Raw genomic sequence first — 24,783 nt, 5'->3', positions numbered from 1 at the left:
TCTGAAAATTCTAAAAATTTTGATGCAGACAAAATAAAGGCTTTATGAATTCTATACCAATTTTTTCAGAGTCGTATAATAATACTTTTCAAATAGGAGAGAATAATGAACAAAAGATATGAAGATTTAGAAGAGTTAATGTCAACAGGTGAGGCGAGAGAAGTGAAGCGAGCGATGGCAGTAAGAATGTCTTTGCTTGGTTTTGTGCGTGCGGAAGCGGCTTTAGCGTATTGTGTCAGTGTGCAATTTGTGGATAAATGGAAAGCCATTTATTTAGCGTCAGGGGTTGAAGGATTAAAGTTAGCGTATAAAGGCTCACCAGGGTATTTAAAGCCGCGTGAACGAGAAGATGTGATTAATTGGATACAAGAAAAGAAGACAATAACAATAGAGGAACTAAAGAGATACTTAAAAGAGGAGTATGATGTTTTCTATTCTTCAAATACTTCTTATACTAAATTATTAGAAGAAGCGAATTTAAGTTATAAGAAGACACACAAAGAGAATTCGGCAAAAGATGAGGTAAAAGTAGAAGCTAAAAAAAAAGAGATTAAGGATTTAATAGATAAGGAGCGTGAACAGATAGAAAGTGGAGAGGTAATGTACTGGATGCAAGACGAAAGCCATCAGTTGTGGGGAGATATTTGTGGTTATGTTTGGTCGAAAAAAGGAGAAAGAACGTCAATAAAGATGAGTAATTATCGCACTTCTCAAACGTGGTATGGAGCGGTGAATATTTATACGGGAGAATTTATTTTAGATAGGGCAAAGAAAGCTGATACAAAATATACGATAGACTTTATTAACTGGCTCATTTACAGATATAAAGAAGCCCGTCATGTGATTATTTGGGATGGTGCAAGTTATCATCGTTCTGAAGGTTTAAGAACTTATTTAGAGAAATTAAATGGGGGACTTCCAGAATCAGAATGGAAAGTTCGTTTATTAAGATTTGCGCCCAATGCCCCAGAGCAAAATCCAGTCGAGGATATTTGGCTTCAAGGTAAGAATTGGGTCAGAAAGAATTTTCATCGTCTATCAAGCTTTAAAGAAGTCACTAGTATGTTTGAGACCTTTTTGTCAGGTAAAGTGTTTAAGTTTAATAAAATTAAACAGTATCTTATACCTAATATCTAGCTAGATATTAGAACTTAATTTGTTTTTATATCTCACATAATTTTGGTATATCTTTAATTAAGATATTTATCTCGTTCTCACATGCTGAGGCTGTAAAAGAACCTCATTTTTCAGTATTCTATATTGAAAATCAATAAGTTACAAACGAAAAAATGGTGTTTTTAGGAGTTCTTTTACAAGCGCGACATGTGGGGAACGAGATAAACCTACGCTGGTGCAAGGGAACAAAAAACGGCGCAGACCTTCATCCGCGCCGTTTTGGATTTTTAAGCAAAGTTTACTTATTGACCAAAACCCACTACATCAAATTGAATAGTGGGTATGACTGAAGTCAACACCAAATCTACCCAATAGGTTTGATCACCAATTTGCAAACAATTAATCCGCAGATGATTCAATGCAGGTGCAGCAGGGTCTGGAAACACCGCACATTGTCCTGTTGGTATCAAATCGGGTGGATTGGGTGGCAGCAAAGTAGTCGGGTCTACTTCAAAGCGCAACGACGGATCAACAGCAATCAAATTCATCCCCACCTGATACACAGCTCCCACCTGCACACACGGCAAAAACAACTGCGGTGCTGGCGGCGTTGCAAACAGATTAAAGGTTGCGCATTGTGAGACGTTGATAACAGGCTGGTATGTATCGAAATCAAAACCACCTTGTCCGACATCATCTATAGATACATAACTGGTAGTTCCTGTTATGAGGTCAACTGTGTATAACCGCCATGAGGATTCTCCATCTTTTTGACCATAGAAATAGGCTTTATGGTTATCAGAGTCTACAGAAAACCCGGCACCCTGCATAACCCAATCAATATCAATTGTTGCTAGGCTGGAGGTTATTCCTGTGCTAGGGTCTATTGAAATTATTTCCTCTGTTCCAGAAACAGGTTCTCCATGCCAACGATAACCGATAAGTTTGTCAGGCTGATATGTATCGAAATCAAAACCACCTTGTCCGACATCATCTATAGATACATAACTGGTAGTTCCTGTTATGAGGTCAACTGTGTATAACCGCCATGAGGATTCTCCATCTTTTTGACCATAGAAATAGGCTTTATGGTTATCAGAGTCTACAGAAAACCCGGCACCCTGCATAACCCAATCAATATCAATTGTTGCTAGGCTGGAGGTTATTCCTGTGCTAGGGTCTATTGAAATTATTTCCTCTGTCCCTGAAACAGGTTCTCCATGCCAACGATAACCGATAAGTTTGTCAGGCTAATATGTATCGAAATCAAAACCACCTTGTCCGACATCATCTATAGATACATAACTGGTAGTTCCTGTTATGAGGTCAACTGTGTATAACCGCCATGAGAGTTCTCCATCTTTTTGACCATAAAAATAGGCCTTATGATTATCAGAGTCTACAGAAAACCCGGCACCCTGCATAACCCAATTAATATCAATTGTTGCTAGACTGGAGGTTATTCCTGTGTTAGGGTCTATCAGCATTATTTCCTCTGTCCCTGAAACAGGCTGCCAACGATAGCCGATAAGACTATCAGCATTAACTGGGGTTAGAATACATATAATGAGTAGTGTTATAAAATTTAGTTTTACATATAGCGCGGCATGTCTTTCTTGTGCGACATATAACGCTTGCACAATGAAAGACACGAGACGTGAGACCTGCTCGCGTCGGTGAACAATGAATACTTTAAACATTAAGGTTCTCTTTAAAAGAAAGTATAGGAAATCCAACCATCTACACAGAAGTATAGCCCCCGTCTGAGTGGGTAGTCAAGGCTCGATCTAAGCCGCTCTTGACCGGAATCGGTAGTGGGGATGTGCCGAAGGCGGTTTCCCTCGTTCCCACATGCCCAGCCTGTAAAAGAACTTCCAAAAACACCATTTTTTCGTTCGTAAGTTATTGATTTTTCCTTGTCGAATACTGAAAAAATGAGGTTCTTTTACAAGTTCAGACCCACAACCCTATTCCCATTCAATTGTCGCAGGGGGTTTACTAGAAATATCGTAGCCAACTCTGGAAATGCCGTTGACTTCGTTAATAATGCGATTTGATACCCGCTCTAATAATTCATAAGGCAAATGCGCCCAGCGTGCCGTCATAAAATCAATCGTTTCCACTGCACGCAAAGCCACCACGTAATCGTATCGCCGTGCATCGCCCATCACGCCCACCGAACGCACCGGTAAAAATACTGCAAAGGCTTGACTGACCTTAGAATACCAACCCGATTGATGCAATTCTTCAATAAAAATCGCATCCGCACGGCGCAAAATATCCGCATATTCTTCCCGCACTTCGCCCAAAATCCGCACGCCCAACCCCGGCCCCGGAAAAGGATGACGAAATACCATTTCAGCCGGCAAACCTAAGGTTAAACCCAATTGACGCACTTCATCTTTAAATAATTCGCGTAATGGCTCAATTAATTTCAACTGCATTCGCTCTGGCAATCCACCGACATTATGGTGCGATTTAATCACATGCGCTTTACCCGATTTCGCGCCTGCCGATTCAATCACATCAGGGTAAATTGTCCCTTGGGCTAACCATTGAATTGCGTTTAATTGACGCGCTTGTTCTTCAAAAATATCGATAAATAAACGCCCAATAATTTTGCGTTTTTCTTCAGGATCAGCCACGCCCGCTAATGCAGAAAGAAAACGCGCTTGTGCATCCACTTTAATCACGCGCACGCCTAAATGTTGCGCAAAAGTCGCCATGACTTGATCGGCTTCATTTAAACGCAATAAACCATTATCGACAAAAATGCAGGTTAATTGCTCACCAATCGCACGGTGTAATAACGCCGCAACCACTGAAGAATCAACACCGCCCGATAAAGCCAATAACACCGCTTCTTTGCCCACTAATTGCCGAATCTGAATCAGGCTATCTTCAATAATATTATTCGCATTCCATAAGGCTTCACATTGACAAATGTCTAAAACAAAACGTTGTAAAATTGCTTTACCTTGTAAAGTATGCGTCACTTCGGGATGAAATTGTACCCCGTAAAACTGGCGCGTTTCATCCGCCATCGCCGCAATAGGCGCGTTATCTGAAGAAGCAATGCAGATAAAATTGGGCGGTAATTGTTCCACTCTATCCCCATGACTCATCCACACTTCTAATAAGCCATGTCCTTGTTCATTTGTACTGTCTTGAATATCGCGCAATAACGCCGAATGGCCTCGCGCCCGAATTTGCGCATAACCGAATTCCCGCAGGGAAGAACCACTGACTTGACCACCTAATTGAGCAGCCATCGTTTGCATTCCATAACAAATACCCAACACAGGAATAGATAATTGAAAAACAATCTCTGGCGCATGATAGCCGACGGTGTGATCATTCACGGATTCAGGACTGCCTGATAAAATAATTCCTTTCGGATTAAAGGCTTGAATGGCATCGCTAGACATATCATAACTGTGAATTTCACAATACACGCCAATTTCTCGCACCCGCCGCGCAATCAATTGGGTGTATTGAGAACCGAAATCAAGAATTAAAATACGATGTTGGTGAATATTATTAGACATGAAATTTTCTCAAAATAACAAGATAAAACAACCGATTTGCCACTGCTCATTAATCAATCGCAATTAATTTTTTCTCAGAGGCTTTTAACACATAATCTAAATAATCTAAACGCCTTAATGACAGATCAATTTTTTCCTTTAATCCCGTACTGTCATCGTCGATAATTTTCAACAAATCTTCATAGAAAAATACCGTAAAACTATCGATATAATGCAGCGATTGATTGCGGTCGAGAATCAAATTATCTACGCCATATAAATCAATCACGCGCCCTTCTTCTTCATACCACCGATAAGCGACTTGAATAAAATGGCGTAATTGAATTTGCGCCCGCTCCAAACGACGAAATAAAGGGATCACTTCGGCTTCATTACCGGGATTAGCCACGTTAAACCATGGTTTATACGTCATCGCCATGACCAAAACATTCGGTTGGCCATTAACTTCCGTGGCCACAAAAAGCGCATCGGGAATAATATCACCTAAATATCTTTTTAGACGGTCATAATCTCGTTTTAAACTTTTAATTTCCATAAAATCACAAGGGCTGTGATGGCATTTGATCACAAAATCTAAATATTGCGTCCCTTGTTCGGTGATTAAGGTGCGAATACACTGCCACACATGGCAATGCGTGCCTTTGGTGGAAATCAGCGTGGCGGGAATCATCGGCGTATTTAAACAGCCAATTTGTTCTGAGATTCTATCAATTTCTTTACTCATCAGCGTATCATGAGGCAATTGGTTATTTTAAAAAAATTAGGGTAAATGGCCGCAAACGGGACAAGTGGGATTTTTTTGCAATTTCACCTCGCACCACTCCATTTGTAAAGCATCTAACAAGTGCAAGCGTCCTAATGACACTTGACCAATACCCATTATCCATTTCATGGCTTCTATGGCTTGCAAACTGCCAATAATCCCCACAATCGGAGCCAATACACCACTTTGGGTACACGTCTCTTGAATCATATCATCACGCGGATATAAACAGCGATAACAAGGCGTTCCCAGTGTTGCGGGGTGAAAAACGGATAATTGTCCTTCCATCCGAATCGCCGCCGCATAAATCAACGGCTTAGAAAAATCCACACACAATTTATTGATCGCCAAACGGGTGGTTAAATTATCTGTACAATCAATGACCACCGTCGCTGCTTGAACGGCGGGAGACAGCGAATGGGCATCAAAGGGAGTCGTGATGGTTTCAATTTGCACGTCGGGATTTAACGCCCGCAAACGCACCGCCGCCGAATCCACCTTATACTGTTCCAATTGGCTGCTGTCGTGAATCACCTGTCGCTGTAAATTGGACAGATCGACGCGATCAAAATCGCACAATATCAACCGTCCCACGCCCGCTGCTGCCAGATACATTGCCACCGGCGATCCCAAGCCACCTAAACCAATAATTAACGCCGTGGCCTGCAACAGCGATTCTTGTCCGCGAATATCCACTTGCGGCAACATAATTTGCCGACTGTAACGCAATAATTGTTCATCATTCATCAGTTCAAACCTACGCATTAGGTAAACAGAAACATCCGCATATCTGCTATAGTAAAGCAATCGCACCCGACATTATACTGTCAAGCATCACCTTTACACTAAGGGCGGAGTCACAAGAGGGGAATGTTAAAATGGACGTATTTTTTAATACGTCGTGGCTTATTTTATTTTTTATCGAGTTAAAACGTGAACCAGTTACCCTTAAAACCTTATTTTTCAATGATATTTACTCGTTCTGCGTGGCCGTTTTGGGTCATTGCCGTGTTGTTATTTTTGCTGTGGCGAAGTGAGTCACCTCCTGCGCCCTCCACAGTGCAACATCTGCCCGCGCCAAACGTACCGCGAGCGGTGGCGGGAGAATATCATGCGCAACCTTCAGCACCTCAAACTTCCCCTTATCGGCCGCAAAGTGCGCCCATGTGGCAAGATCGGCATGATGTCTCGCGTTACCGTCACGATCAACCTCCGCCCAGCACAATATGGAATTCCTCTGGAGTTCCTGCCCCTGAAGGCCCACGTTACCGTCCTTTAGCTCCAACGAACACAGAATTAGAGCCGTACCACACTCAACCAGTTCCCGGTATGCCTTATTATCCAGAGCGAGAATTTTCCTCTGCCCATGAGAATTGGCCAAGTAAGCCCTACATGGCACAAGCGGGTTCATCGTATCATCCACCGTTGCGCGAATCGGTGGATCATTTTGCGGCTGTTCCGCCGGTGTATGGCTATCGTCCGCCGGCAGAACCGGGGGGGGAAATGGAGTCTACGCCGTCATGGTCTCCGGGGTTTCGTTTATCGTCGCCTGCGGTGGGGGCGATGCCGGAGCCACGCCATCCTTACGCGCCGACTCCCGTGTGGCAAGCGCAGCCTTCTGGCAGTTACTACCGCTCCGAAGAGAATCGCCCACAGCAACCGCCACCCACATGGCAATCAGATTCGCCCATGGCGTTGCCTTAGCATTGGCGTGTCGAAAAACCGAATGATCAGACATGATCACATCGGTTTGTTTGGTGTTGTATTGGGTTCAATCCAAAACAAACACCCTGTTCATCAAAAGTTATCCCTGTTGAGTGATGGGTTTATCGCCCTGCCCTTGCAGTGATTTCTTCCAATAAAAAAGTGATTTAAAACCACAAAATAACCTCAGGAGGCATCATGAATGTAGAACAACAAAATAACGCCCGTTTTATCAGTCGCTTAACGCGCCATACTTTAGTATTGGTTTTGGCGGGGGGACGCGGTTCGCGTTTAAAACAATTAACGGATTGGCGGGCTAAACCGGCCGTGCCGTTTGGGGGAAAATTTCGCATTATTGATTTTCCGTTGTCCAATTGCATTAATTCGGGGATTCGTCGCGTGGCGGTTTTAACGCAATATAAAGCCCATTCGTTAATTCGTCACATCCAAAAAGGTTGGGGATTTTTGCGAGGTGAGTTTGGTGAATTTGTCGAGTTATTACCGGCACAACAACGTTTAGAGGATTCATGGTATTTAGGCACGGCCGATGCGGTGTATCAGAACTTAGACATTATTCGCAGCCATAAGCCCGAATATGTGTTAATTCTCGCGGGCGATCACATTTACAAAATGGATTATGGCCCCATGTTGGCGTGGCATTTAGAACACAAAGCGGATTTAACGGTGGCGTGCTTAGAAGTGCCGTTGGGTGAAGCCAGCAGTTTTGGAGTCATGGGAACGGATGATCAACAGCGAATCGTCGAATTCGTGGAAAAACCCGCCGATCCGCGTCCAATACCGGGACGCAGTGATGTGGCGTTGGCTTCGATGGGGGTTTATATTTTTAACACCAAGTTTTTATACGAACAATTGATTTTAGATGCCAAAGAATCTGGCTCTAGCCGTGATTTTGGTAAGGACTTGATTCCACGTTTGATTCATACGCATCGTGTGTATGCCTACCCGTTTCGTGATGTGCAGAACAATAAGCAAGCCTATTGGCGCGATGTGGGAACAGTGGATTCATTTTGGAAAGCCAATATGGAATTGGTTGATGTGACTCCTCCCTTAGATTTGTATGATGAAAAATGGCCGATTTGGACGTATCAAGAACAATTGCCACCGGCTAAATTTGTGTTTAACGACGAAGGACGGCGCGGCATGGCCGTGGATTCGATGGTGTCGGGTGGGTGTATTATTTCAGGGGCGCAAGTGAATCATTCGCTGCTGTTTTCCAAAGTCAGCGTTAATTCTTATTCCGTCCTCAATGACAGCGTGGTGTTGCCGAATGTGAAAATTGGCCGACATTGTCGCATTCGTAATGCGGTGATTGATAAGGGCTGCGAAATCCCACCGCATACCGTGATTGGAGAAAATGCCGAAGCTGACCGGGCGCGGTTTCATGTCACGGATACGGGGATTGTTTTAGTGACTCCGGAAATGTTAGGGCAGAATTTGCATCAATCGCCGGACATTTCTGAATTGCCTGAAAATTAATTGTTCTACCAATAAAAAATCGCTTGAAGCCTAAGTTTCAAGCGATTTTTTTAACGCGGGCATGGGAGAGGAAACCTATTTGATTTTGGCTTCTTTGTACTCTACATGTTTACGTACCACCGGATCGTACTTTTTAAACGACAATTTATCGGGAGTCGTTTTTTTGTTCTTTGTGGTGGTGTAAAAGTGGCCGGTGCCTGCACTGGAAACCAGTTTGATTTTATCGCGCATTGTCGCTACTCCTAACAGTTATTTTGGCCAAAATTTAGTATTTAATTCCGTTTTGGCGCAATTCGGCTAATACCGTTTCAATGCCTTTTTTATCAATCGTGCGTAAACCGTGGTTGCTCACGCGCAGTTTGATCCAACGGTTTTCGCTGGCTAACCAGAAACGATGAACGTGTAAATTAGGCAAAAAACGGCGTTTGGTCTTATTGTTCGCGTGGGACACGTTGTGACCTGACATTGGCCCTTTGCCAGTGACTTGGCATACTCTGGACATGAGGTTGTTCCTTATCAGCAAGTTGGACATCAAGCCCGCCTTTTATCCGATTTTTTCTTTTGAGACAAAGAAAAGAAAAAAATGCAGGCGAAAAAAAAGCGCACTCTTTTCTGATGCGCTTCGAGAGAGAGTGGCGGAGCGGACGGGGCTCGAACCCGCGACCCCCGGCGTGACAGGCCGGTATTCTAACCATCTGAACTACCGCTCCAAAACCGTTATAAAACTGGTGGGTGTTGAGGGACTTGAACCCCCGACATTCGCCTTGTAAGGGCGACGCTCTACCAACTGAGCTAAACACCCGCTTGTTTCGTGTCTCGATTTGAAGTTTGAAATTATACAGAGGCTTTTTTAATTTTGCAAGCCTCTGAGACACTTTTTTTGCAAAATTTTTAATTTACCACTTCTTTCAAAACTTTACCCGGTTTGAACACGGGTACTTTTGCCGCTTTGATGTCGATGGGATCGCCGGTGCGTGGATTGCGACCGGTGCGGGCTGGGCGTTCCCGTACTGTAAAAGTTCCAAAACCAATCAGTGTGACGCTGTCCCCTTTAGCCAGCGCGTCTCGAATCGAATCAATCACCGCTTCTACCGCATTCCCCGCTTGCGCTTTAGAGATGTTGGCGGCCTCAGCAACCGCTTCAATAATTTCTGATTTATTCATTTTTCCCCCGTTTAACGTGGTGTTGGATGGGTAAAATACAAAAAAGCAATGGGTTCATACCGACTCACTGTCTCTGGTTGATCGGGCGCAATCAAGCACAAGCAATGCCATCTCAACAAAATACACGGACTCAAATGGACTCAATCAGCGTTTGTTTAGATGGTTTGCACTGATTCCGCGCCTTCCTAGATGTCAGAGGAAATCAGAGACAGTGTATCAACTCGATTTGCATTGTAGCATGTTTAGTGGGTTTGCACGCTGGCATTCTGAGTTGAATCGCCACTGGGCAAGCCTTCTGGTTCTGTCACCGTGCTGCCATCTGCGGTGGGTAAGGGCGTTGGCATTTGCTGTAAGGCCAAGGCCAATACTTCTTCAATCCACTTGACGGGACGAATATCAAGATTTTTCTTAATATTTTCAGGAATTTCTTGTAAATCGCGCTTGTTTTCGTCGGGAATCAGCACCGTCCGAATGCCACCGCGTAAAGCCGCTAACAATTTTTCCTTTAAACCACCGATAGGCAGCACTTCGCCGCGTAAAGTGATTTCTCCCGTCATCGCCACGCTGGCGCGCACCGGCACGCTGGTCAGTACCGACACCAACGCCGTACACATACTGACCCCCGCACTGGGGCCATCTTTTGGCGTTGCACCTTCGGGGACGTGAATGTGCAGATCGTATTTTTGGTAAAAGTCGTTTTCAATGCCCAAGGCTTTGGCGCGATTGCGCACGACACTCATGGCGGCTTGAATCGACTCTTGCATGACATCGCCCAGTTGTCCCGTGTAAGATAATTTGCCTTTACCGGGCATGACCGCCGCTTCGATGGTCAATAAATCCCCACCCACTTCTGTCCATGCCAATCCGGTGACTTGTCCGACACGGTCTTGTTCTTCGGCGCGACCGTAGCGGAAGCGTTTTACACCGAGATATTTTTCAATATTGCGCGAACTCACAGACACTTTGCGCACATCGGTTTTTAACAGGATTTCTTTAACCACTTTACGGCAAATTTTAGCAATTTCACGCTCTAAATTACGCACGCCCGCTTCACGAGTATAAAAACGGATAATATCACGGATTGCCGTTTCAGCAATGCTAATTTCCGTGGCTTTAAGTCCGTTGTTTTTAATTTGCTTTGGCACGAGGTAGTGCATGGCAATATTAATTTTCTCATCTTCGGTATAACCCGACAGACGAATGACTTCCATCCGATCCAATAACGGCGCGGGAATATTTAAAGTATTCGCCGTGGCCACAAACATCACTTCTGACAAATCATAATCCACTTCTAAATAGTGATCGTTAAACGTATGATTTTGTTCAGGGTCTAACACTTCTAACAGCGCAGAAGACGGATCGCCACGGAAATCCATCGCCATTTTATCCACTTCGTCTAACAGAAAAAGCGGGTTACGTGTTCCCACTTTGCTGAGATTTTGGACAATTTTACCGGGCATAGACCCAATGTAAGTCCGACGATGGCCGCGAATCTCCGCTTCATCGCGCACGCCACCTAATGACATCCGCACAAATTTACGATTGGTAGCGCGAGCAATCGATTGTCCCAATGAGGTTTTACCCACGCCCGGCGGGCCAACCAAGCATAACACGGGGCCTTTGAGTTTTTTCACGCGCTGTTGTACTGCAAGGTATTCTAAAATACGTTCTTTGACCTTTTCTAAACCGTAGTGATCCGTTTCCAGTACACTTTCGGCTTTGCTCATGTCACGGCTGACTTTGGTGCGGCGTTTCCACGGCACAGCTAAAATCACATCAATGTAATTGCGTACCACAGTGGCTTCTGCGGACATGGGCGACATCATTTTGAGTTTATTCAACTCGGCAATGGCTTTGGCTTTGGCCTCTTTAGGCATTCCGGCCTCTTCAATGCGTTTGCTCAGTTCTTCGATCTCATTGGGGGCATCTTCCAATTCTCCCAATTCTTTCTGGATCGCTTTCATCTGTTCGTTAAGATAATACTCGCGTTGGCTTTTTTCCATTTGCCCTTTTACGCGCTTACGAATGCGTTTTTCGATTTGTAACAAATCAATCTCCGATTCCATCAGCGCAATCAAATGTTCCAAGCGTTCGCGTACATCCACGATCTCTAGGATTTTCTGCTTTTCTTCCAGTTTAATCGCCATGTGTGCGGCAATGGTGTCAGCAAGGCGACTGGATTCGTCAATATTGGCCAGAGAACTTAAAATTTCTGGTGGCACTTTCTTATTGAGTTTGATGTATTGATCAAAATGTGTGGTGATCGAACGCGACAACACTTCGACTTCGCGTTCATCGGGGATCACCTCGGCCAATGGGGTAATTTGCGCGGTAAATAAATCGTCCATGGACAGAAAACTGAGAATTTTCGCCCGTTGTCCGCCTTCGACCAAGACTTTAATGGTGCCGTCGGGCAGTTTCAGCAATTGCAGAATACTAGACACCGTTCCCACACGGTGTAAATCGTCAACTTCGGGTTCATCTTCGGCGGCATTGCGTTGGGCGATTAAGAGAATTTGTTTATCTTCGGTCATGGCCTTTTCTAAGGCGCGGATCGATTTTTCTCGTCCCACAAACAGGGGGATTACCATGTGGGGATAAACCACTACGTCACGCAGTGGCAGCACCGGCAAAACCATTCGCGGCGCATCAATCACGTCAGAGGTTTTGTCATCGTAGGGCATAGGGGTATCCTCGTTAAAGGTCAGAGACCATGCGGCGAGCAAACCTGATGGCAATAAAAAGGGCAGATCGGGTCATCTCATGAATCATGGCCAAGGGATCAAGCTGCAAAGTGCCAAAAGTGAGTGCGTGAGCGCGTTGTGGTTCGGGGTTATGTCGATGCCACTGGACTTGTGCGCAGGGACAGATAATAGGAATACAGTAAGGCATGTTAGCCCGCGCTTCAAGAATAATGGGCAAATGTAAACGCGGTTGGTTTAGGGACTTGTGTATTATTTCAGTGTAACAAGACATTGATGATGGATTGTAAACAGATTTCGTCTCCCCCAGTCTGTCTGGGTCAGAAAGAAAAGGGGAGTAGAGAAAAATCAATGATTCTGAATTCTCTATCAATTACGCCGCATTTTGGTACAGCACTAAGGGTTTAGATTTGCCCTCGATCACCGCTTCATCCACAATAATCTTAGCCACGTTTTCCATACAGGGCAGCTCATACATGGTGTCTAATAATACCGTTTCCATGATGGAACGCAAGCCGCGTGCGCCAGTATTTCTTTCAATGGCTTTACGCGCAATGGCACGCAAGGCTTCTTCCCGAAATTCTAACTCGACATTTTCCATTTCAAACAAGCGCATATATTGCTTGGTTAGCGCATTACGCGGCTCGGTGAGAATCTGTACCAATTGGGCTTCGTCCAGTTCGGTCAAGGTCGCCGCAATCGGTAAACGTCCGACAAACTCAGGAATCAGACCGTATTTGATCAAATCTTCGGGTTCAACGGCACGCAGTAATTCTGAAATGTTCCGTTTATCATTACTGCCGCGCACTTCGGCCGAAAAACCGATCCCACTTTTTTCGGAACGCGCCCGCACCACTTTTTCTAAACCAGAAAACGCCCCCCCACAAATAAATAACATTTGTGAAGTGTCCACTTGTAAAAATTCTTGTTGGGGATGTTTACGCCCACCTTGGGGAGGGACAGAAGCCACTGTGCCTTCGATCAATTTCAGCAAGGCTTGTTGCACCCCTTCACCAGAAACATCGCGGGTAATCGATGGATTATCAGATTTGCGAGAGATTTTATCGATCTCATCAATGTAAACAATGCCTGTTTGGGCTTTTTCTACGTCGTAATCGCATTTTTGCAGGAGTTTTTGAATGATGTTTTCCACATCTTCTCCCACATAACCCGCTTCCGTCAAGGTCGTGGCATCGGCCATGGTAAACGGTACATTGAGAAACCGCGCCAATGTTTCAGCCAATAAAGTCTTACCGCTCCCCGTAGGGCCGATCAGTAAAACGTTACTTTTGGCAATTTCCACATCGTTGCGTTTATGCTTACTTTCCAGCCGTTTGTAGTGATTATATACGGCGACAGAGAGGATTTTTTTCGCTAACTCTTGACCGATCACATACTCGTTGAGATGTTGGTGAATCTCATGGGGCGTGGGCAGATTTCGATGATGGTGGTGTGCTTGTTCTTGAATTTCTTCTCGAATAATATCGTTGCACAACTCCACACATTCATCACAGATGAATACGGATGGACCAGCAATGAGTTTACGCACTTCATGCTGGCTCTTACCGCAAAAAGAACAGTAAAGCAATCGATCATCACTGCCCGATTTGCCTTTTCGTTCGTCAGGCATCGCAAGCCTCCTCGTTTAACAGACGGGTACAATAAGCATCGCTATCGATAAATATCGCCATAAGGGGTTATTTATCGGTTTTTTCGAGTTTGTCCGTTTTTTCGGCCTTGTCCAAAATGGCTTGGCGACTGGTCAACACGGCATCCACTAAGCCATATTTTACCGCTTCTTCAGCCGTCATAAAATTATCGCGTTCGGTATCGCGCTGAATGGCCTCTAAATTTTGTCCGGTGTGTTTGGCCAAAATGCCACTTAAACGTTCGCGGATGCGCAAAATTTCACGGGCATGAATTTCAATATCGGTCGCTTGTCCTTGAAAACCACCCAAAGGCTGGTGGATCATCATACGCGAATGGGGCAAACAGTAGCGTTTACCGGGATGTCCGCCAGACAGCAACAAAGCCCCCATGCTGGCCGCTTGACCAATGCACAAGGTGCTGACGTTAGGCTTGATAAATTGCATGGTGTCGTAAATGGCCAAACCGGCCGTGACGACTCCGCCGGGCGAATTGATATAAAAATGAATGTCTTTGTCTGGATTTTCAGACTCTAAAAACAGCAATTGCGCAATAATCAAATTCGCACTGTAATCTTCAACCTGTCCAACCAAGAATACGACGCGATCTTTAAGCAAGCGCGAATAAATATCATAAGCGCGCTCACCACGAGATGACTGCTCAACCACCATGGGAACTAGCCCGCCCGCAGCACGAATGGGGTCTGGAATGGGGTTATTCATTATGTTTTATCCTGTAGCAACTAGAGGTGATTCATAACAAGTTTTTTGTCTGAACCAAAGTCACTGATTAAAAATGCACTGTTGATTCAGACCATACAGACAAAGCGGTTATTTTTCTCGCTTCACGTCATGTTGCTAAACGGTTTCCATTATTTTGGGATTGGCTAATTCCATAAACTGGGTGAATGACATGGATTCATCAGTCACTTGCATTTGTTCTAAGAGCCAATCAATGGCTTGTTCTTCCAACACGGAACTTTCCACTTGTCTCAACACGTCACGTTCACCATAAATGTAGCGCACAATAGACGCAGGGTCTTCGTAAGTGGAAGCGATTTCTGTAATGTGTTCTTTCAAGCGTTCAGCCGACAGTTCAAGACGATGCACACGAATCAACTCAGATAACAGCAATCCCGCGTGGACGTTTTGCATGGGTTCATCTTCTCTGACCATATTTTCTTTAATCGTGTTGACGATTCTAAGATAGTCGCTGCTGCCGGGTGCGGCACCCAGCCCCCCTAATTTCTGAAGTACCACTCTGGCGAGTCGATCTCTTTCCTGTTCAACTAAGACTTTGGGAAGGTCAATTGGGTTGAGTTCGCGCAATTGTTTTAGCACGGAAGTCCGTAAATATTTCCGCAAGGCTTGTTTTTGCTCGCGCTGCATATTTTGGGTCACTTCGGTGCGCAATTCGGTCACATCACCACTTTCAACCCCCAAAGAGACCGCAAATTCTGCATTCATTTCTGGCAGAACGGCTTCTTTGACAGCGTGAAGGGTGACTTCAAGCGTTAGAATTTTACCTGCGAGGTCTGGATTATCATATTCTAATGGCGCGGGGAGATGTAAAGTCCGCGTTTCGCCGGGCATAAAGCCCCGCAACGCTTCGGAAAATCCTACCGCCAATCCCTCTGAGTAAGGCAATAGCATCTCTTCTTCTTTAACGACATTGTCTTCAAAAGGTGAGCCGTCTAACGTCGCCACGACAGAAACAACGACTTTGTCTTGTTCGGCGGGAGAACGAGCCACTTCTTGCCATTTTGCGGCTTGCTGACGTAATTTAGCGATGACTTGATCCACATCAGCGTCATCGATCTGCACCACAGGACGAGTCACTTGTGCTTCACGATATGCGATCTCTCCCAATTCGGGATAGACTTCAAATACGGCTGTGTAAGATAAATCCTCACCTCTTTTCAGTGCGGGAAGTTCGCTATTCAATTCAATCTCAGGTTTGGAGACAGGATTGAGCGATTGTTCTTTTAAGGCTTCGCCCAAGCTGTTGGGAATCATGGATTCCAGAACATCAATATAAATCTGTTCCCCATATTTTTGTTCTACCAAACGCATGGGGACTTTACCGGGACGAAATCCGTTTATTTTTGCGGTGCGTGCAACGGATTGCAAACGGCTTTGTACGGCTTTTTTAATATGCTCATTGGCAATCCCTACCGTTACGCGTCGCGTTAGGGCGTTGACCTGTTCGATGGACACTTGCATGTCTTGACCTCGTTAATTGAAAGTGTCTTCACGCATTGCCGTCCGGTGCAGAGTTTGGAATGTTAAAGGGTGACATGGGGTGGTGCGAAAGGAGAGACTCGAACTCTCACAGGTTGCCCTACTGGTACCTAAAACCAGCGCGTCTACCAATTTCGCCACTTTCGCATCCGAGAGAAGTCAACTGACAGGAACTAAAAGCACATACATGAACAGACTATAGTGACTCAGTGGATGAAACTGAGTTTATTTTTAAGAAAACAGTGGTGGGCCGTGTAGGTCTCGAACCTACGACCCGCTGATTAAGAGTCAGCTGCTCTACCAACTGAGCTAACGGCCCGCAAAGCGCAGTATTATAATCAATTTTTTTGCCTAACAGCAAGCATTTTTGCAGCATTTACCCCACAAACGAGAAAATAACCGCGATTTTCTGCTTTAAAATGCCATTAAGCGGATTGTTTCACCAAATGTTGGTATTTTAACATCAATTGATCTTGGGTTTCCGCATAATTGGGATCCAGCAAGATACAATCAACCGGACAAACATCAACACATTGTGAGGTTTCATAATGCCCGACACATTCTGTACACAATAGCGGATCAATCACATAAATCTCTTCGCCTTGGCTGATTGCGCCATTGGGACATTCTGGTTCACACACGTCACAGTTGATACACTCATCAGTAATATATAAGGCCATAACAACTTCCGATAAAAATAAATACCACAGAAAAATAGTTCTATGGTCTTTTGCCGACTTCACATCATTGCTTCGTGAGAAATGTAGCAGAGTTCACGACCAGTGTCGATTTTTTTTTCAAGTTACTGGGCTGGAAAACGCCGAATCAGCAAATACAAGGCAATGACCGTAAAAAATACAAACCAGACCAAACTCCAGCCCGCAATCGATAAGCCTAAAAATTGCCATTGTACCTCTGCACAATCGCCAGAACCTTGCCATAAGGTTTCAATGGCTTTGAGCAGTGGAAAATGACTGACAATAAAGTCAAAATCCGCGCCACAAGACGGCACTTGATCCGCAGGCAAATGCTGCAACCACACTTGTCGTCCCGCAATCGTTGCGCCGCCCACAGCAAATAATAACGCAAAAAACGCATTGATTCGGTTCAATATTCCCCGCGATCCGTGCAGCACGCCCAACAAAGCCACCACGCCCAAACCCATGTAAAATAATCGTTGCGCCATACACAAAGGACAAGGAATCAAACCCTTGGCATATTCCATGTAGTAGCCCATGCCTAACAAGGCAACACAACTGAGAAAAATAACCCCGTAAATCGCACGTGGAGAATGGGTCATTCGCAGAAAAAAATCCATTTTTCTCTCCTAAGTAGAAATGCAAATATTCCAGATTATTTTCGTTTAGGTACTTAAAGAATAAAAAATCTGCTGAAAATAAACCACTGGCAAGAATCAATTTTGCAAATTCTTGTGTCTGTAAATTCTGATTCTGACAAAATAACGATTCTCAGGTGTTCCTACCCTAGCGAGGAACACCTTAACATCAGATGAAATCAACAACAAAACGGATCCGTTTTAATAATCGTCTCATCACGTTCCGCACCCGTAGAAATCATCGCAATAGGAACGCCAACCAAAGACTCTAATTTTTCCAAATAAGCCCGTGCCGCAGCGGGTAAATCCGCGTAATGACGCACGCCTAATGTAGAACACTGCCAACCGGGCATTTCTAAATAAATGGGTTGACAGGCCGCTAAACCTTCAGCACCGGGCGGAGGAACTTCAACCACTTTTCCATTGTATTTATATCCTGTGCAGATTTGCAAGCTGGGTAATTCATCTAAAACATCTAATTTAGTGATGCAAAGTCCAGTTAAACTATTGATTGCTTTAGCCCGTCGCAAGGCCACCGCATCAAACCAACCACAACGACGCGCTCGCCCAGTCGTCGCACCAAACTCATTACCTCGTTTCGACAAATGCGCGCCAACATCTTCCATTAATTCAGTCGGAAATGGCCCCGAACCCACACGAGTGGTATAAGCCTTAGTGATACCTAAAACGTAATCAATATCACAAGGGCCAATGCCACTTCCTGTTGCTGCACCACCCGCTGTAGTATTAGACGAGGTGACAAAAGGATACGTACCTTGATCAATGTCTAACATTGTGCCTTGCGCGCCTTCAAACAATACAGATTGACCGGCAGCGCGTAATTCAGATAACTCATGGGGAACATCTGTGACTAATGGCGCGAGTTGTTCAGCCATCGCCAAAGTTTCATCTAAAACTTTCGCATAATCAACTGGTTCAACTTTATAATAATGCTGTAAAGCAAAATTATGATAATCCAACACCGTGCGTAATTTTTCCGCAAACTGTTCTGGATGCTGCCAATCGTGTACACGCAAGCTACGCCGTGCCACTTTATCCTCATAAGCAGGACCAATACCGCGTCCTGTTGTGCCTATTTTATCCTGTCCACGTGCCTGCTCGCGGGCTTGATCCAAAGCCACATGATACGGTAACAATAGCGTACACGCATTACTAATGCGTAAACGCTCGGCGACTTCAATGCCCCGTTGGGTCAACTTCTTGATTTCGTCCAACAAAGCCGATGGTGACAACACCACCCCATGCCCAATAAAACAACGCACCCCTTCCCGCAAAATCCCCGAAGGAATCAAATGTAAAACAGTTTTTTCATCTTTAATTACTAACGTATGACCCGCGTTATGTCCGCCTTGGAAACGAGTCACGGCAGCGACACGATCAGTGAGTAAATCAACGATTTTGCCTTTGCCCTCGTCGCCCCACTGCGTGCCAATAATGACCACATTTTTACCCATAAGTTGTCAGGTTCTCCGATTTTTTAAATTGTAGATTAAGTCTATATTCACCCAAAAATGCGAGAATTGTCCGGGTAAATCAACCCAGCGTCAAGCAAAAAACACTCACTTTAACCACTCATCTTGTTTTAATAAGGTTAAAGTCGTGTTTATAGCCGCTTCAATATCTGGAGTTAATGGCAAATAAGGAAGTGTTGCTAAATGTTCGGGATTGATCACAATACCGTATAATTTTAATAAACGCGGTAATTGTCCCAAACTATCCGCTAATGCCAAAACATTCGCTAAAGAAAAACCATGACTAGAATAAACCGAATTCACTTGTCTAATGGCCGTCCCTGACCAACACTGTACCGTACCGACAGGCAGATTTTCTGCGGCCACCGCATCAACCAGAATCACCGCATCATAACGCGCCAACAGTGGCAATAAATCCACCATCGGCACAAGACAACACACCGCCGCTGTCACAGACAACTGCTGTGCTTGTGCCGCTTCTACCACGCGCCAACCCACCTGATCATCCCCATAAGGCGAACCAATGCCAATTAATGCAATTGTTGCAGAAGATTCCAGTGACATAAACAGTTTAATTATTCGATTAATAACGCTGCTTTAGCAATCAAATATAAGGCTTCATCGAGAATGGTTTTTAAAATATCTCGTTGCTGCTGTACATTCAGTTGAATTTGCGCCTGAGTGCCATCGGGAGATTGGAAATTCAGTTGAATTTCCCCTTGTTGTAACCACTCATGCACCAAATCTAATAATTGCGCTCTGGTTCTTTCACCCGTTAAATGAGGCAATAATTTATGAGCAATCACATTTTCTATGTTCACCAATTCACAGCGTAAATTCGTGACTTGACGCGCTATTTTGGCTTCTTCGCGTGCTAAAGGCAGAACTTTCGGCGCATCGCTGACTGTCACCACAAAACCAGAAGCCAACACATTCGCTTCAATTAAGCCGGCGGTATAAGCGCGTAATAAAGTCGAAGCCAAATGTTCTATATCGTCAGCATTAGACTCTGGATAGGCTTGGCGTGTTAATTCTACCACTTGATTAAAAGGAATAGCTTTTGGCCAATTTTGTTGCAATAAAGTTAAAGCCGTTTGAATAAAACCATGACGAGTGTCTATCGTACCTTGCGCGTTGCTAAATTGCGTGGGATTATCGGTTTTAGCGGAGAGAGAAGAGGCAATGGCTAAACCTTTTATTTGTTCTGGTGTTAAGGTACGATTTAACTTTACCGTTTGCCGACATAATAACGTGTGGCGAAAACGACGATTACGTAATATATCTAATTGCTGTTCTTGATATAAAATATCTCGGCTTAATTGCTGTACCGCTTGCACGGCCGCTTCAGGCAATTGATTGGGCAGCATACTGTGCAAATAAATATCGCCCACGTAATTTAAACCATATCGCTGCACCGTTTCCACGAATTCATGGAAATAAAACGCATGATTATCCAATTCTAAAAATTCGTGAAATAAATAAGAATCAGACAATTGACTGAACAATTGCAATTCGCTGGCTAATAATTGGCTGTGGGCATCTTGACTGGCTGAACTGGCTTGTAATAGCAAATGCAGGGTTTGGCGTAAAATAGCGATTTGTTGCGTGGTATCGTTGACGGGGCGTGTGTAGAATTGAATTAAATCGCGTATCGTGTGGCGTAAATGCGAACCGGGTAAAGTATTATAGCTGATGTAAGCCATACCGTGTTCTGATAGCGCGTGTTGACAAATGGTTAAAACTCGGGCGCGCACCTCCGCCGCCACCCAAGAATATAAACCGTGAACAATAATATAATCAAAAGACCCTGCTTCAACTTGAAAATCTTTTATATCTTGCTGTATTAAACGAATATTATTTAAACCGAATTGTTGTAAACGCTGTTGTCCTATTTCAATATGTTTATTAGACAAATCAATGCCAACACATTGCGCATTGGGCAAACTGCTGGCAATCGCGGTTAAATTGCGTCCATCTCCACACGCTAATTCAAGAATACGCGCTGTGCGCACATCCGGCGGATTCACCCCAAACAGCGTGCCAATTGTAGCAATACGACTGGGGTGGGTATAAGCCAACGGATCAGAATGGTAGGGCAAAGTATCGTAATGTTGCATTACAGAATGAGTCATGACAATTCCTAAGCAATTGAACAAAAATAAACTAAACACTATAGCAAAGTTGTTTTGTTTGTAAAAATTATTTTGCTGAATTGCCGGATTAGCGTGGCTTACTTTTTTATCGCTTTTCTTCAAGCTGCTGTAAAATATAATCCACCAAATCGTTAAAACTCTCTACATTGACCCATCCTCGCGGACGAATGCCGTAATAAGTTAATACTTGTCCCACGAAATCATCCGCTTCATCATGTTCATCAAATAATAAACCTAAAATCGGTTGCTTAAATTCCGTTTCTGTGAGGTGCGCCCCTTGATAGGATAAATAATGGTTAATTAATGCCATCACTTCTTCACGATTCATGGCGTTTCTCCCGCTGAATGAGATGTGACATTTAAGGCGGCTAATTCATCTTCACTGGCCAATTCTTCTGGCCAACAGCCCGTCGGCGGTCCCAATAAATTATCCTGATCTTTCTGCTCAAAACGCACTAAATACAGCGTTAAAGACGGTTGTTGTTCCAAATGACCCACATTGACCACGACCCCACGTGTCCCCACAGTGGCAATCATTGCCCCTTCAGGTAATTCAGGAATACTCCCTTCATCATTATACAAATCCACTCGCGCATACACCACATCACCCGGTTGCAATTGTTGGACTGACATTGTCTTACTCCTTACGATAAGATAAAAAATTTGTTGCCTTTGCGACAAAATACCCATTAAGTCTGCTTTGCGACAAGCGAATAAAAGGATTATTGTGTTATTTTAACCTTGAAAATCAGTCAATTAATTCAAATGATTTGACTGGCATATCCCTTGCTAAAATCGATTCTAATTTCTATCGAATGCAAGCCATTTGCCATTATGCCTAACCCTTCAGCGAGGAGAACCCGATATGTTGACCTTAACCGATAACGCCATTAAAGCCGTTGACCGTTTTATCCGTGGATCAGACAGCCAAGTGGCTGGATTACGCATCATGATCACCGGCGGCGGTTGCTCTGGTTTTCAATATGGATTACGTTTAGAAGAAGACGCAGGCGATGACGATACAGTGATCGATTGTGGCCAATTCAAAATCTTAGTTGATCCCATGAGCGCGCCCTTGTTAAGCGGCGTAACGGTTGATTTTATTGATAGCATTGATGGTTCAGGATTCAAATTTGAAAATCCCAACGCCACCTCTAGCTGTGCTTGTGGTAGCTCTTTTAACGCGGGTTAAAAGAAAAAGCGATTTTGCAGCGCGTTTTTATTCTCGTCATCATCTAGTTTTGGGAGGCAGAGCCTTATGTGGGATTACTCGGATACCGTTAAAGAACATTTTTTTAACCCAAGAAATGCCGGTGCCATCAACGATGCCAATGCCATTGGTGATGTCGGATCGATTTCGTGCGGAGATGCTCTGCGACTCACGCTAAAAGTTGATCCCAATACCGATGTTATCTTAGAAGCAGGCTTTCAAACGTTTGGTTGTGGTTCTGCCATTGCGTCTTCTTCGGCCTTGACTGAAATGATTAAGGGTAAAACCGTTGATGAGGCCTTAAAAATCACCAATCAAGACATTGCCGACTTTTTAGGTGGATTACCTCCCGAAAAAATGCACTGTTCCGTGATGGGACGCGAAGCCTTACAAGCCGCTATCGCCCATTATCGCGGTGAAGAATGGTCAGACGATCATGAAGAAGGCGCGTTGGTGTGTAAATGTTTTGCGATAGATGCCGTGATGATTGAGAATACAGTGCGCGACAATCAACTGACTACGATTCAAGATGTCATCAATTACACCAAAGCCGGCGGCGGTTGTTCTTCTTGTCACGAAGCGATTGAAGAAATTTTAACCAAAGTTCTCGCCGAACAAGGACAAAAACCCGATTTTTCCCAACCCACCGAACAAGTCGTTCCTAAGAAACCCTACGCCATGACCAACTTACAACGTATTCGCCGCATTGAAATGATCATCGAATCCATCCGTCCCCAATTACAACGGGATCGCGGTGATGTGGAATTGGTCGATGTGGAAGGCAACACGGTTTATGTGAATATGACCGGGGCTTGTGCGGGTTGTCAGTTGGAAATGCAGACTTTAGGCGGGATTCAACAGCGTTTAATGGAAGATTTAGGCGAAGTTATCCGTGTGATTCCAGCCAAAATGCGCGAACAGCAGCAATTGGCGCAAATTCAAGGGGTGTAAAGCATGACTGATGCGATTTACTTGGACAATAACGCCACCACAATGGTCGATCCCAGCATTGTAGAGACCATGCTGCCTTTTTTCACGGAACAATTCGGCAATCCCTCTTCCATGCACAGTTTTGGTAATAAAGTGGGTTTTGCGGTAAAAAAAGCCCGCCAACAAGTGCAAAGTCTTTTGGGGGCGGAGTTTGATTCGGAAATTGTGTTTACTTCTTGTGGTACAGAATCGGACTCAACGGCGATTTTATCGGCTCTGAAAGCCTATCCTGAGCGTAAAGAAATCATCACCACTGTTGTAGAACATCCTGCCGTTTTAACCTTATGCGATCAGTTGAGCAAAGAAGGTTACAAAGTTCACAAGTTAAGCGTCGATGATAAAGGGCGTTTAGATTTAGATGAATACAAAGAATTGTTAGACAATAAAGTGGCGATTGTTTCGGTCATGTGGGCGAATAATGAGACAGGGACATTGTTTCCTGTAGAACAAATGGCTGAAATGGCACACGCGCATGGGGTATTATTCCACACCGATGCGGTGCAAGCGGTGGGGAAAATTCCTGTTAATTTACAACAGACTAAAATTGACATGTTGTCATTATCGGGTCATAAGTTGCATGCGCCCAAGGGTGTTGGTGTCTTATATTTGCGGCGTGGCGTGCGTTTTCGTCCTTTGTTACGTGGTGGGCATCAAGAGCGCGGTCGTCGTGCAGGCACAGAAAATACGGCCTCCATTGTCGCCCTCGGACACGCTTCAGACATGGCCGCCGCACATTTAACCACGGAAAATACTACCGTAAAAGCAATGCGAGACCGTTTGGAAGCAGGAATTTTGGCCGCAGTGCCACATTGTTTTGTCACGGGAGATGTGGACAATCGTTTGCCTAATACAGCCAATATTGCGTTTGAATACATCGAAGGCGAAGCCATTTTAATGTTATTAAACAAAGCGGGCATTGCGGCATCCAGCGGTTCTGCATGTACTTCAGGCTCATTAGAACCGTCGCACGTCATGCGGGCAATGGGTATTCCCTACACCGCAGCGCATGGTACGGTACGTTTTTCTTTTTCTCGTTACAATACCATGGCACAAGTGGAACGGGTTATTGAAGTTGTTCCCCCGATTATTGCGCAATTACGTAAATTATCACCTTATTGGGGCGAAAATGGCCCCTTATTAGAACCCGATAAGGCTTTTTTACCCGTCTATGCGTGATGGAAAAAGCCATGTCGATAGAAAAAAGCAGCGTATCGAGAGAT

At 44.5% G+C, this 24,783-nt stretch carries 25 protein-coding genes, 4 tRNA genes and 1 pseudogene; 6 read left to right on the top strand and 24 right to left on the bottom strand.

Annotated features, from left to right (window positions below):
• Nucleotides 1-105: 105 nt before the first annotated feature.
• Nucleotides 106-1,137 (top strand): IS630 family transposase, encoded by a 1,032-nt coding sequence (locus TPSD3_RS09465; protein WP_086487161.1) that lies wholly within the window; start codon nucleotides 106-108, stop codon nucleotides 1,135-1,137.
• Between the two features lie 281 nt (nucleotides 1,138-1,418).
• On the opposite strand, the gene TPSD3_RS09460 is transcribed toward TPSD3_RS09465, so the two are convergent.
• From TPSD3_RS09460 to TPSD3_RS09440, 5 genes are all read right to left on the bottom strand, one after another.
• Entirely contained in the window at nucleotides 1,419-2,243 is an 825-nt protein-coding gene (locus tag TPSD3_RS09460; RefSeq protein ID WP_086488289.1) for a hypothetical protein, read from the bottom strand.
• A gap of 123 nt (nucleotides 2,244-2,366) precedes the next feature.
• Nucleotides 2,367-2,816 carry a DUF4394 domain-containing protein gene (locus tag TPSD3_RS09455; protein WP_086488288.1) on the bottom strand — a complete coding sequence of 150 codons (450 nt, stop codon included), beginning with the start codon at nucleotides 2,814-2,816 and terminating at the stop codon, nucleotides 2,367-2,369.
• 267 nt (nucleotides 2,817-3,083) lie between these two features.
• Nucleotides 3,084-4,664, bottom strand: a complete 1,581-nt coding sequence (gene guaA / locus TPSD3_RS09450; protein ID WP_086488287.1) for a glutamine-hydrolyzing GMP synthase — start codon at nucleotides 4,662-4,664, stop codon at nucleotides 3,084-3,086.
• Between the two features lie 49 nt (nucleotides 4,665-4,713).
• A complete protein-coding gene (locus TPSD3_RS09445; RefSeq protein WP_086488286.1) occupies nucleotides 4,714-5,388 on the bottom strand; it encodes a hypothetical protein in 675 nt (224 codons plus the stop codon).
• A gap of 36 nt (nucleotides 5,389-5,424) precedes the next feature.
• A complete protein-coding gene (locus tag TPSD3_RS09440) occupies nucleotides 5,425-6,174 on the bottom strand; it encodes a HesA/MoeB/ThiF family protein (RefSeq protein ID WP_086488285.1) in 750 nt (249 codons plus the stop codon).
• A 186-nt stretch (nucleotides 6,175-6,360) separates the two neighbouring features.
• Here TPSD3_RS09440 and TPSD3_RS09435 point away from each other — a divergent pair, with 186 nt between their 5' ends.
• Nucleotides 6,361-7,131: a hypothetical protein gene (locus tag TPSD3_RS09435; RefSeq protein WP_086488284.1), complete on the top strand. Its 771-nt coding sequence runs from the start codon at nucleotides 6,361-6,363 to the stop codon at nucleotides 7,129-7,131.
• Between the two features lie 198 nt (nucleotides 7,132-7,329).
• Complete coding sequence (glgC, locus tag TPSD3_RS09430; protein WP_086488283.1) at nucleotides 7,330-8,628, top strand: glucose-1-phosphate adenylyltransferase; 1,299 nt, start codon at nucleotides 7,330-7,332, stop codon at nucleotides 8,626-8,628.
• 75 nt (nucleotides 8,629-8,703) lie between these two features.
• On the opposite strand, the gene rpmG is transcribed toward glgC, so the two are convergent.
• The 19 genes and pseudogenes from rpmG to TPSD3_RS09340 form a co-directional block, all read right to left on the bottom strand.
• Complete coding sequence (gene rpmG, locus TPSD3_RS09425; RefSeq protein WP_086488282.1) at nucleotides 8,704-8,859, bottom strand: 50S ribosomal protein L33; 156 nt, start codon at nucleotides 8,857-8,859, stop codon at nucleotides 8,704-8,706.
• Between the two features lie 34 nt (nucleotides 8,860-8,893).
• On the bottom strand, nucleotides 8,894-9,130 hold the full coding sequence (gene rpmB / locus TPSD3_RS09420; protein ID WP_086488281.1) for a 50S ribosomal protein L28: 237 nt from the start codon (nucleotides 9,128-9,130) through the stop codon (nucleotides 8,894-8,896).
• Between the two features lie 131 nt (nucleotides 9,131-9,261).
• Nucleotides 9,262-9,338 (bottom strand) — tRNA-Asp (locus TPSD3_RS09415).
• 16 nt (nucleotides 9,339-9,354) lie between these two features.
• Nucleotides 9,355-9,430, bottom strand: a tRNA-Val gene (locus tag TPSD3_RS09410).
• A gap of 89 nt (nucleotides 9,431-9,519) precedes the next feature.
• A pseudogene (locus TPSD3_RS09405) lies at nucleotides 9,520-9,795 on the bottom strand (HU family DNA-binding protein); the annotation flags it as partial.
• Nucleotides 9,796-10,034: 239 nt separating this feature from the next.
• Nucleotides 10,035-12,476 carry an endopeptidase La gene (gene lon, locus TPSD3_RS09400; protein WP_086488279.1) on the bottom strand — a complete coding sequence of 814 codons (2,442 nt, stop codon included), beginning with the start codon at nucleotides 12,474-12,476 and terminating at the stop codon, nucleotides 10,035-10,037.
• Between the two features lie 13 nt (nucleotides 12,477-12,489).
• A complete protein-coding gene (locus tag TPSD3_RS17525; protein ID WP_176329814.1) occupies nucleotides 12,490-12,768 on the bottom strand; it encodes a hypothetical protein in 279 nt (92 codons plus the stop codon).
• A gap of 99 nt (nucleotides 12,769-12,867) precedes the next feature.
• Nucleotides 12,868-14,124, bottom strand: a complete 1,257-nt coding sequence (gene clpX, locus TPSD3_RS09395) for an ATP-dependent Clp protease ATP-binding subunit ClpX (RefSeq protein WP_086488278.1) — start codon at nucleotides 14,122-14,124, stop codon at nucleotides 12,868-12,870.
• 67 nt (nucleotides 14,125-14,191) lie between these two features.
• Nucleotides 14,192-14,863, bottom strand: a complete 672-nt coding sequence (gene clpP / locus TPSD3_RS09390) for an ATP-dependent Clp endopeptidase proteolytic subunit ClpP (protein ID WP_086488277.1) — start codon at nucleotides 14,861-14,863, stop codon at nucleotides 14,192-14,194.
• 135 nt (nucleotides 14,864-14,998) lie between these two features.
• Nucleotides 14,999-16,363 (bottom strand): trigger factor, encoded by a 1,365-nt coding sequence (gene tig, locus TPSD3_RS09385; protein ID WP_086488276.1) that lies wholly within the window; start codon nucleotides 16,361-16,363, stop codon nucleotides 14,999-15,001.
• Nucleotides 16,364-16,443: 80 nt separating this feature from the next.
• Nucleotides 16,444-16,528 (bottom strand) — tRNA-Leu (locus TPSD3_RS09380).
• A gap of 96 nt (nucleotides 16,529-16,624) precedes the next feature.
• Nucleotides 16,625-16,700: transfer RNA gene (locus TPSD3_RS09375), tRNA-Lys, on the bottom strand.
• A gap of 106 nt (nucleotides 16,701-16,806) precedes the next feature.
• Nucleotides 16,807-17,061, bottom strand: a complete 255-nt coding sequence (locus TPSD3_RS09370; protein ID WP_086488275.1) for a YfhL family 4Fe-4S dicluster ferredoxin — start codon at nucleotides 17,059-17,061, stop codon at nucleotides 16,807-16,809.
• A gap of 122 nt (nucleotides 17,062-17,183) precedes the next feature.
• On the bottom strand, nucleotides 17,184-17,699 hold the full coding sequence (locus TPSD3_RS09365; RefSeq protein ID WP_245391553.1) for a disulfide bond formation protein B: 516 nt from the start codon (nucleotides 17,697-17,699) through the stop codon (nucleotides 17,184-17,186).
• A 197-nt stretch (nucleotides 17,700-17,896) separates the two neighbouring features.
• On the bottom strand, nucleotides 17,897-19,192 hold the full coding sequence (locus tag TPSD3_RS09360; RefSeq protein WP_086488274.1) for an adenylosuccinate synthase: 1,296 nt from the start codon (nucleotides 19,190-19,192) through the stop codon (nucleotides 17,897-17,899).
• Nucleotides 19,193-19,297: 105 nt separating this feature from the next.
• Nucleotides 19,298-19,774, bottom strand: coding sequence for a hydrogenase maturation protease (locus TPSD3_RS09355; protein WP_086488273.1), 477 nt, complete (start codon nucleotides 19,772-19,774; stop codon nucleotides 19,298-19,300).
• A gap of 11 nt (nucleotides 19,775-19,785) precedes the next feature.
• Nucleotides 19,786-21,342: a methyltransferase regulatory domain-containing protein gene (locus TPSD3_RS09350; protein ID WP_086488272.1), complete on the bottom strand. Its 1,557-nt coding sequence runs from the start codon at nucleotides 21,340-21,342 to the stop codon at nucleotides 19,786-19,788.
• Between the two features lie 106 nt (nucleotides 21,343-21,448).
• On the bottom strand, nucleotides 21,449-21,691 hold the full coding sequence (locus TPSD3_RS09345; RefSeq protein ID WP_086488271.1) for a hypothetical protein: 243 nt from the start codon (nucleotides 21,689-21,691) through the stop codon (nucleotides 21,449-21,451).
• Nucleotides 21,688-21,996, bottom strand: a complete 309-nt coding sequence (locus tag TPSD3_RS09340) for a nitrogen fixation protein NifZ (RefSeq protein ID WP_086488270.1) — start codon at nucleotides 21,994-21,996, stop codon at nucleotides 21,688-21,690. Before TPSD3_RS09340 ends, TPSD3_RS09345 begins: the two co-directional genes overlap by 4 nt.
• A gap of 232 nt (nucleotides 21,997-22,228) precedes the next feature.
• On the opposite strand from TPSD3_RS09340, the gene TPSD3_RS09335 reads away from it, so the two are divergent.
• From TPSD3_RS09335 to nifS, 3 genes are all read left to right on the top strand, one after another.
• Nucleotides 22,229-22,555 (top strand): HesB/IscA family protein, encoded by a 327-nt coding sequence (locus tag TPSD3_RS09335; RefSeq protein ID WP_086488269.1) that lies wholly within the window; start codon nucleotides 22,229-22,231, stop codon nucleotides 22,553-22,555.
• A gap of 66 nt (nucleotides 22,556-22,621) precedes the next feature.
• Nucleotides 22,622-23,524: a Fe-S cluster assembly protein NifU gene (nifU, locus tag TPSD3_RS09330; RefSeq protein ID WP_086488268.1), complete on the top strand. Its 903-nt coding sequence runs from the start codon at nucleotides 22,622-22,624 to the stop codon at nucleotides 23,522-23,524.
• 3 nt (nucleotides 23,525-23,527) lie between these two features.
• Entirely contained in the window at nucleotides 23,528-24,739 is a 1,212-nt protein-coding gene (gene nifS / locus TPSD3_RS09325) for a cysteine desulfurase NifS (protein ID WP_086488267.1), read from the top strand.
• The last annotated feature ends 44 nt before the right edge of the window (nucleotides 24,740-24,783 follow it).

Source organism: Thioflexithrix psekupsensis (genome assembly GCF_002149925.1).
In the GTDB taxonomy this organism is placed as follows: domain Bacteria; phylum Pseudomonadota; class Gammaproteobacteria; order Beggiatoales; family Beggiatoaceae; genus Thioflexithrix; species Thioflexithrix psekupsensis.
This window is presented reverse-complemented; position numbering and strand designations above follow the sequence as displayed.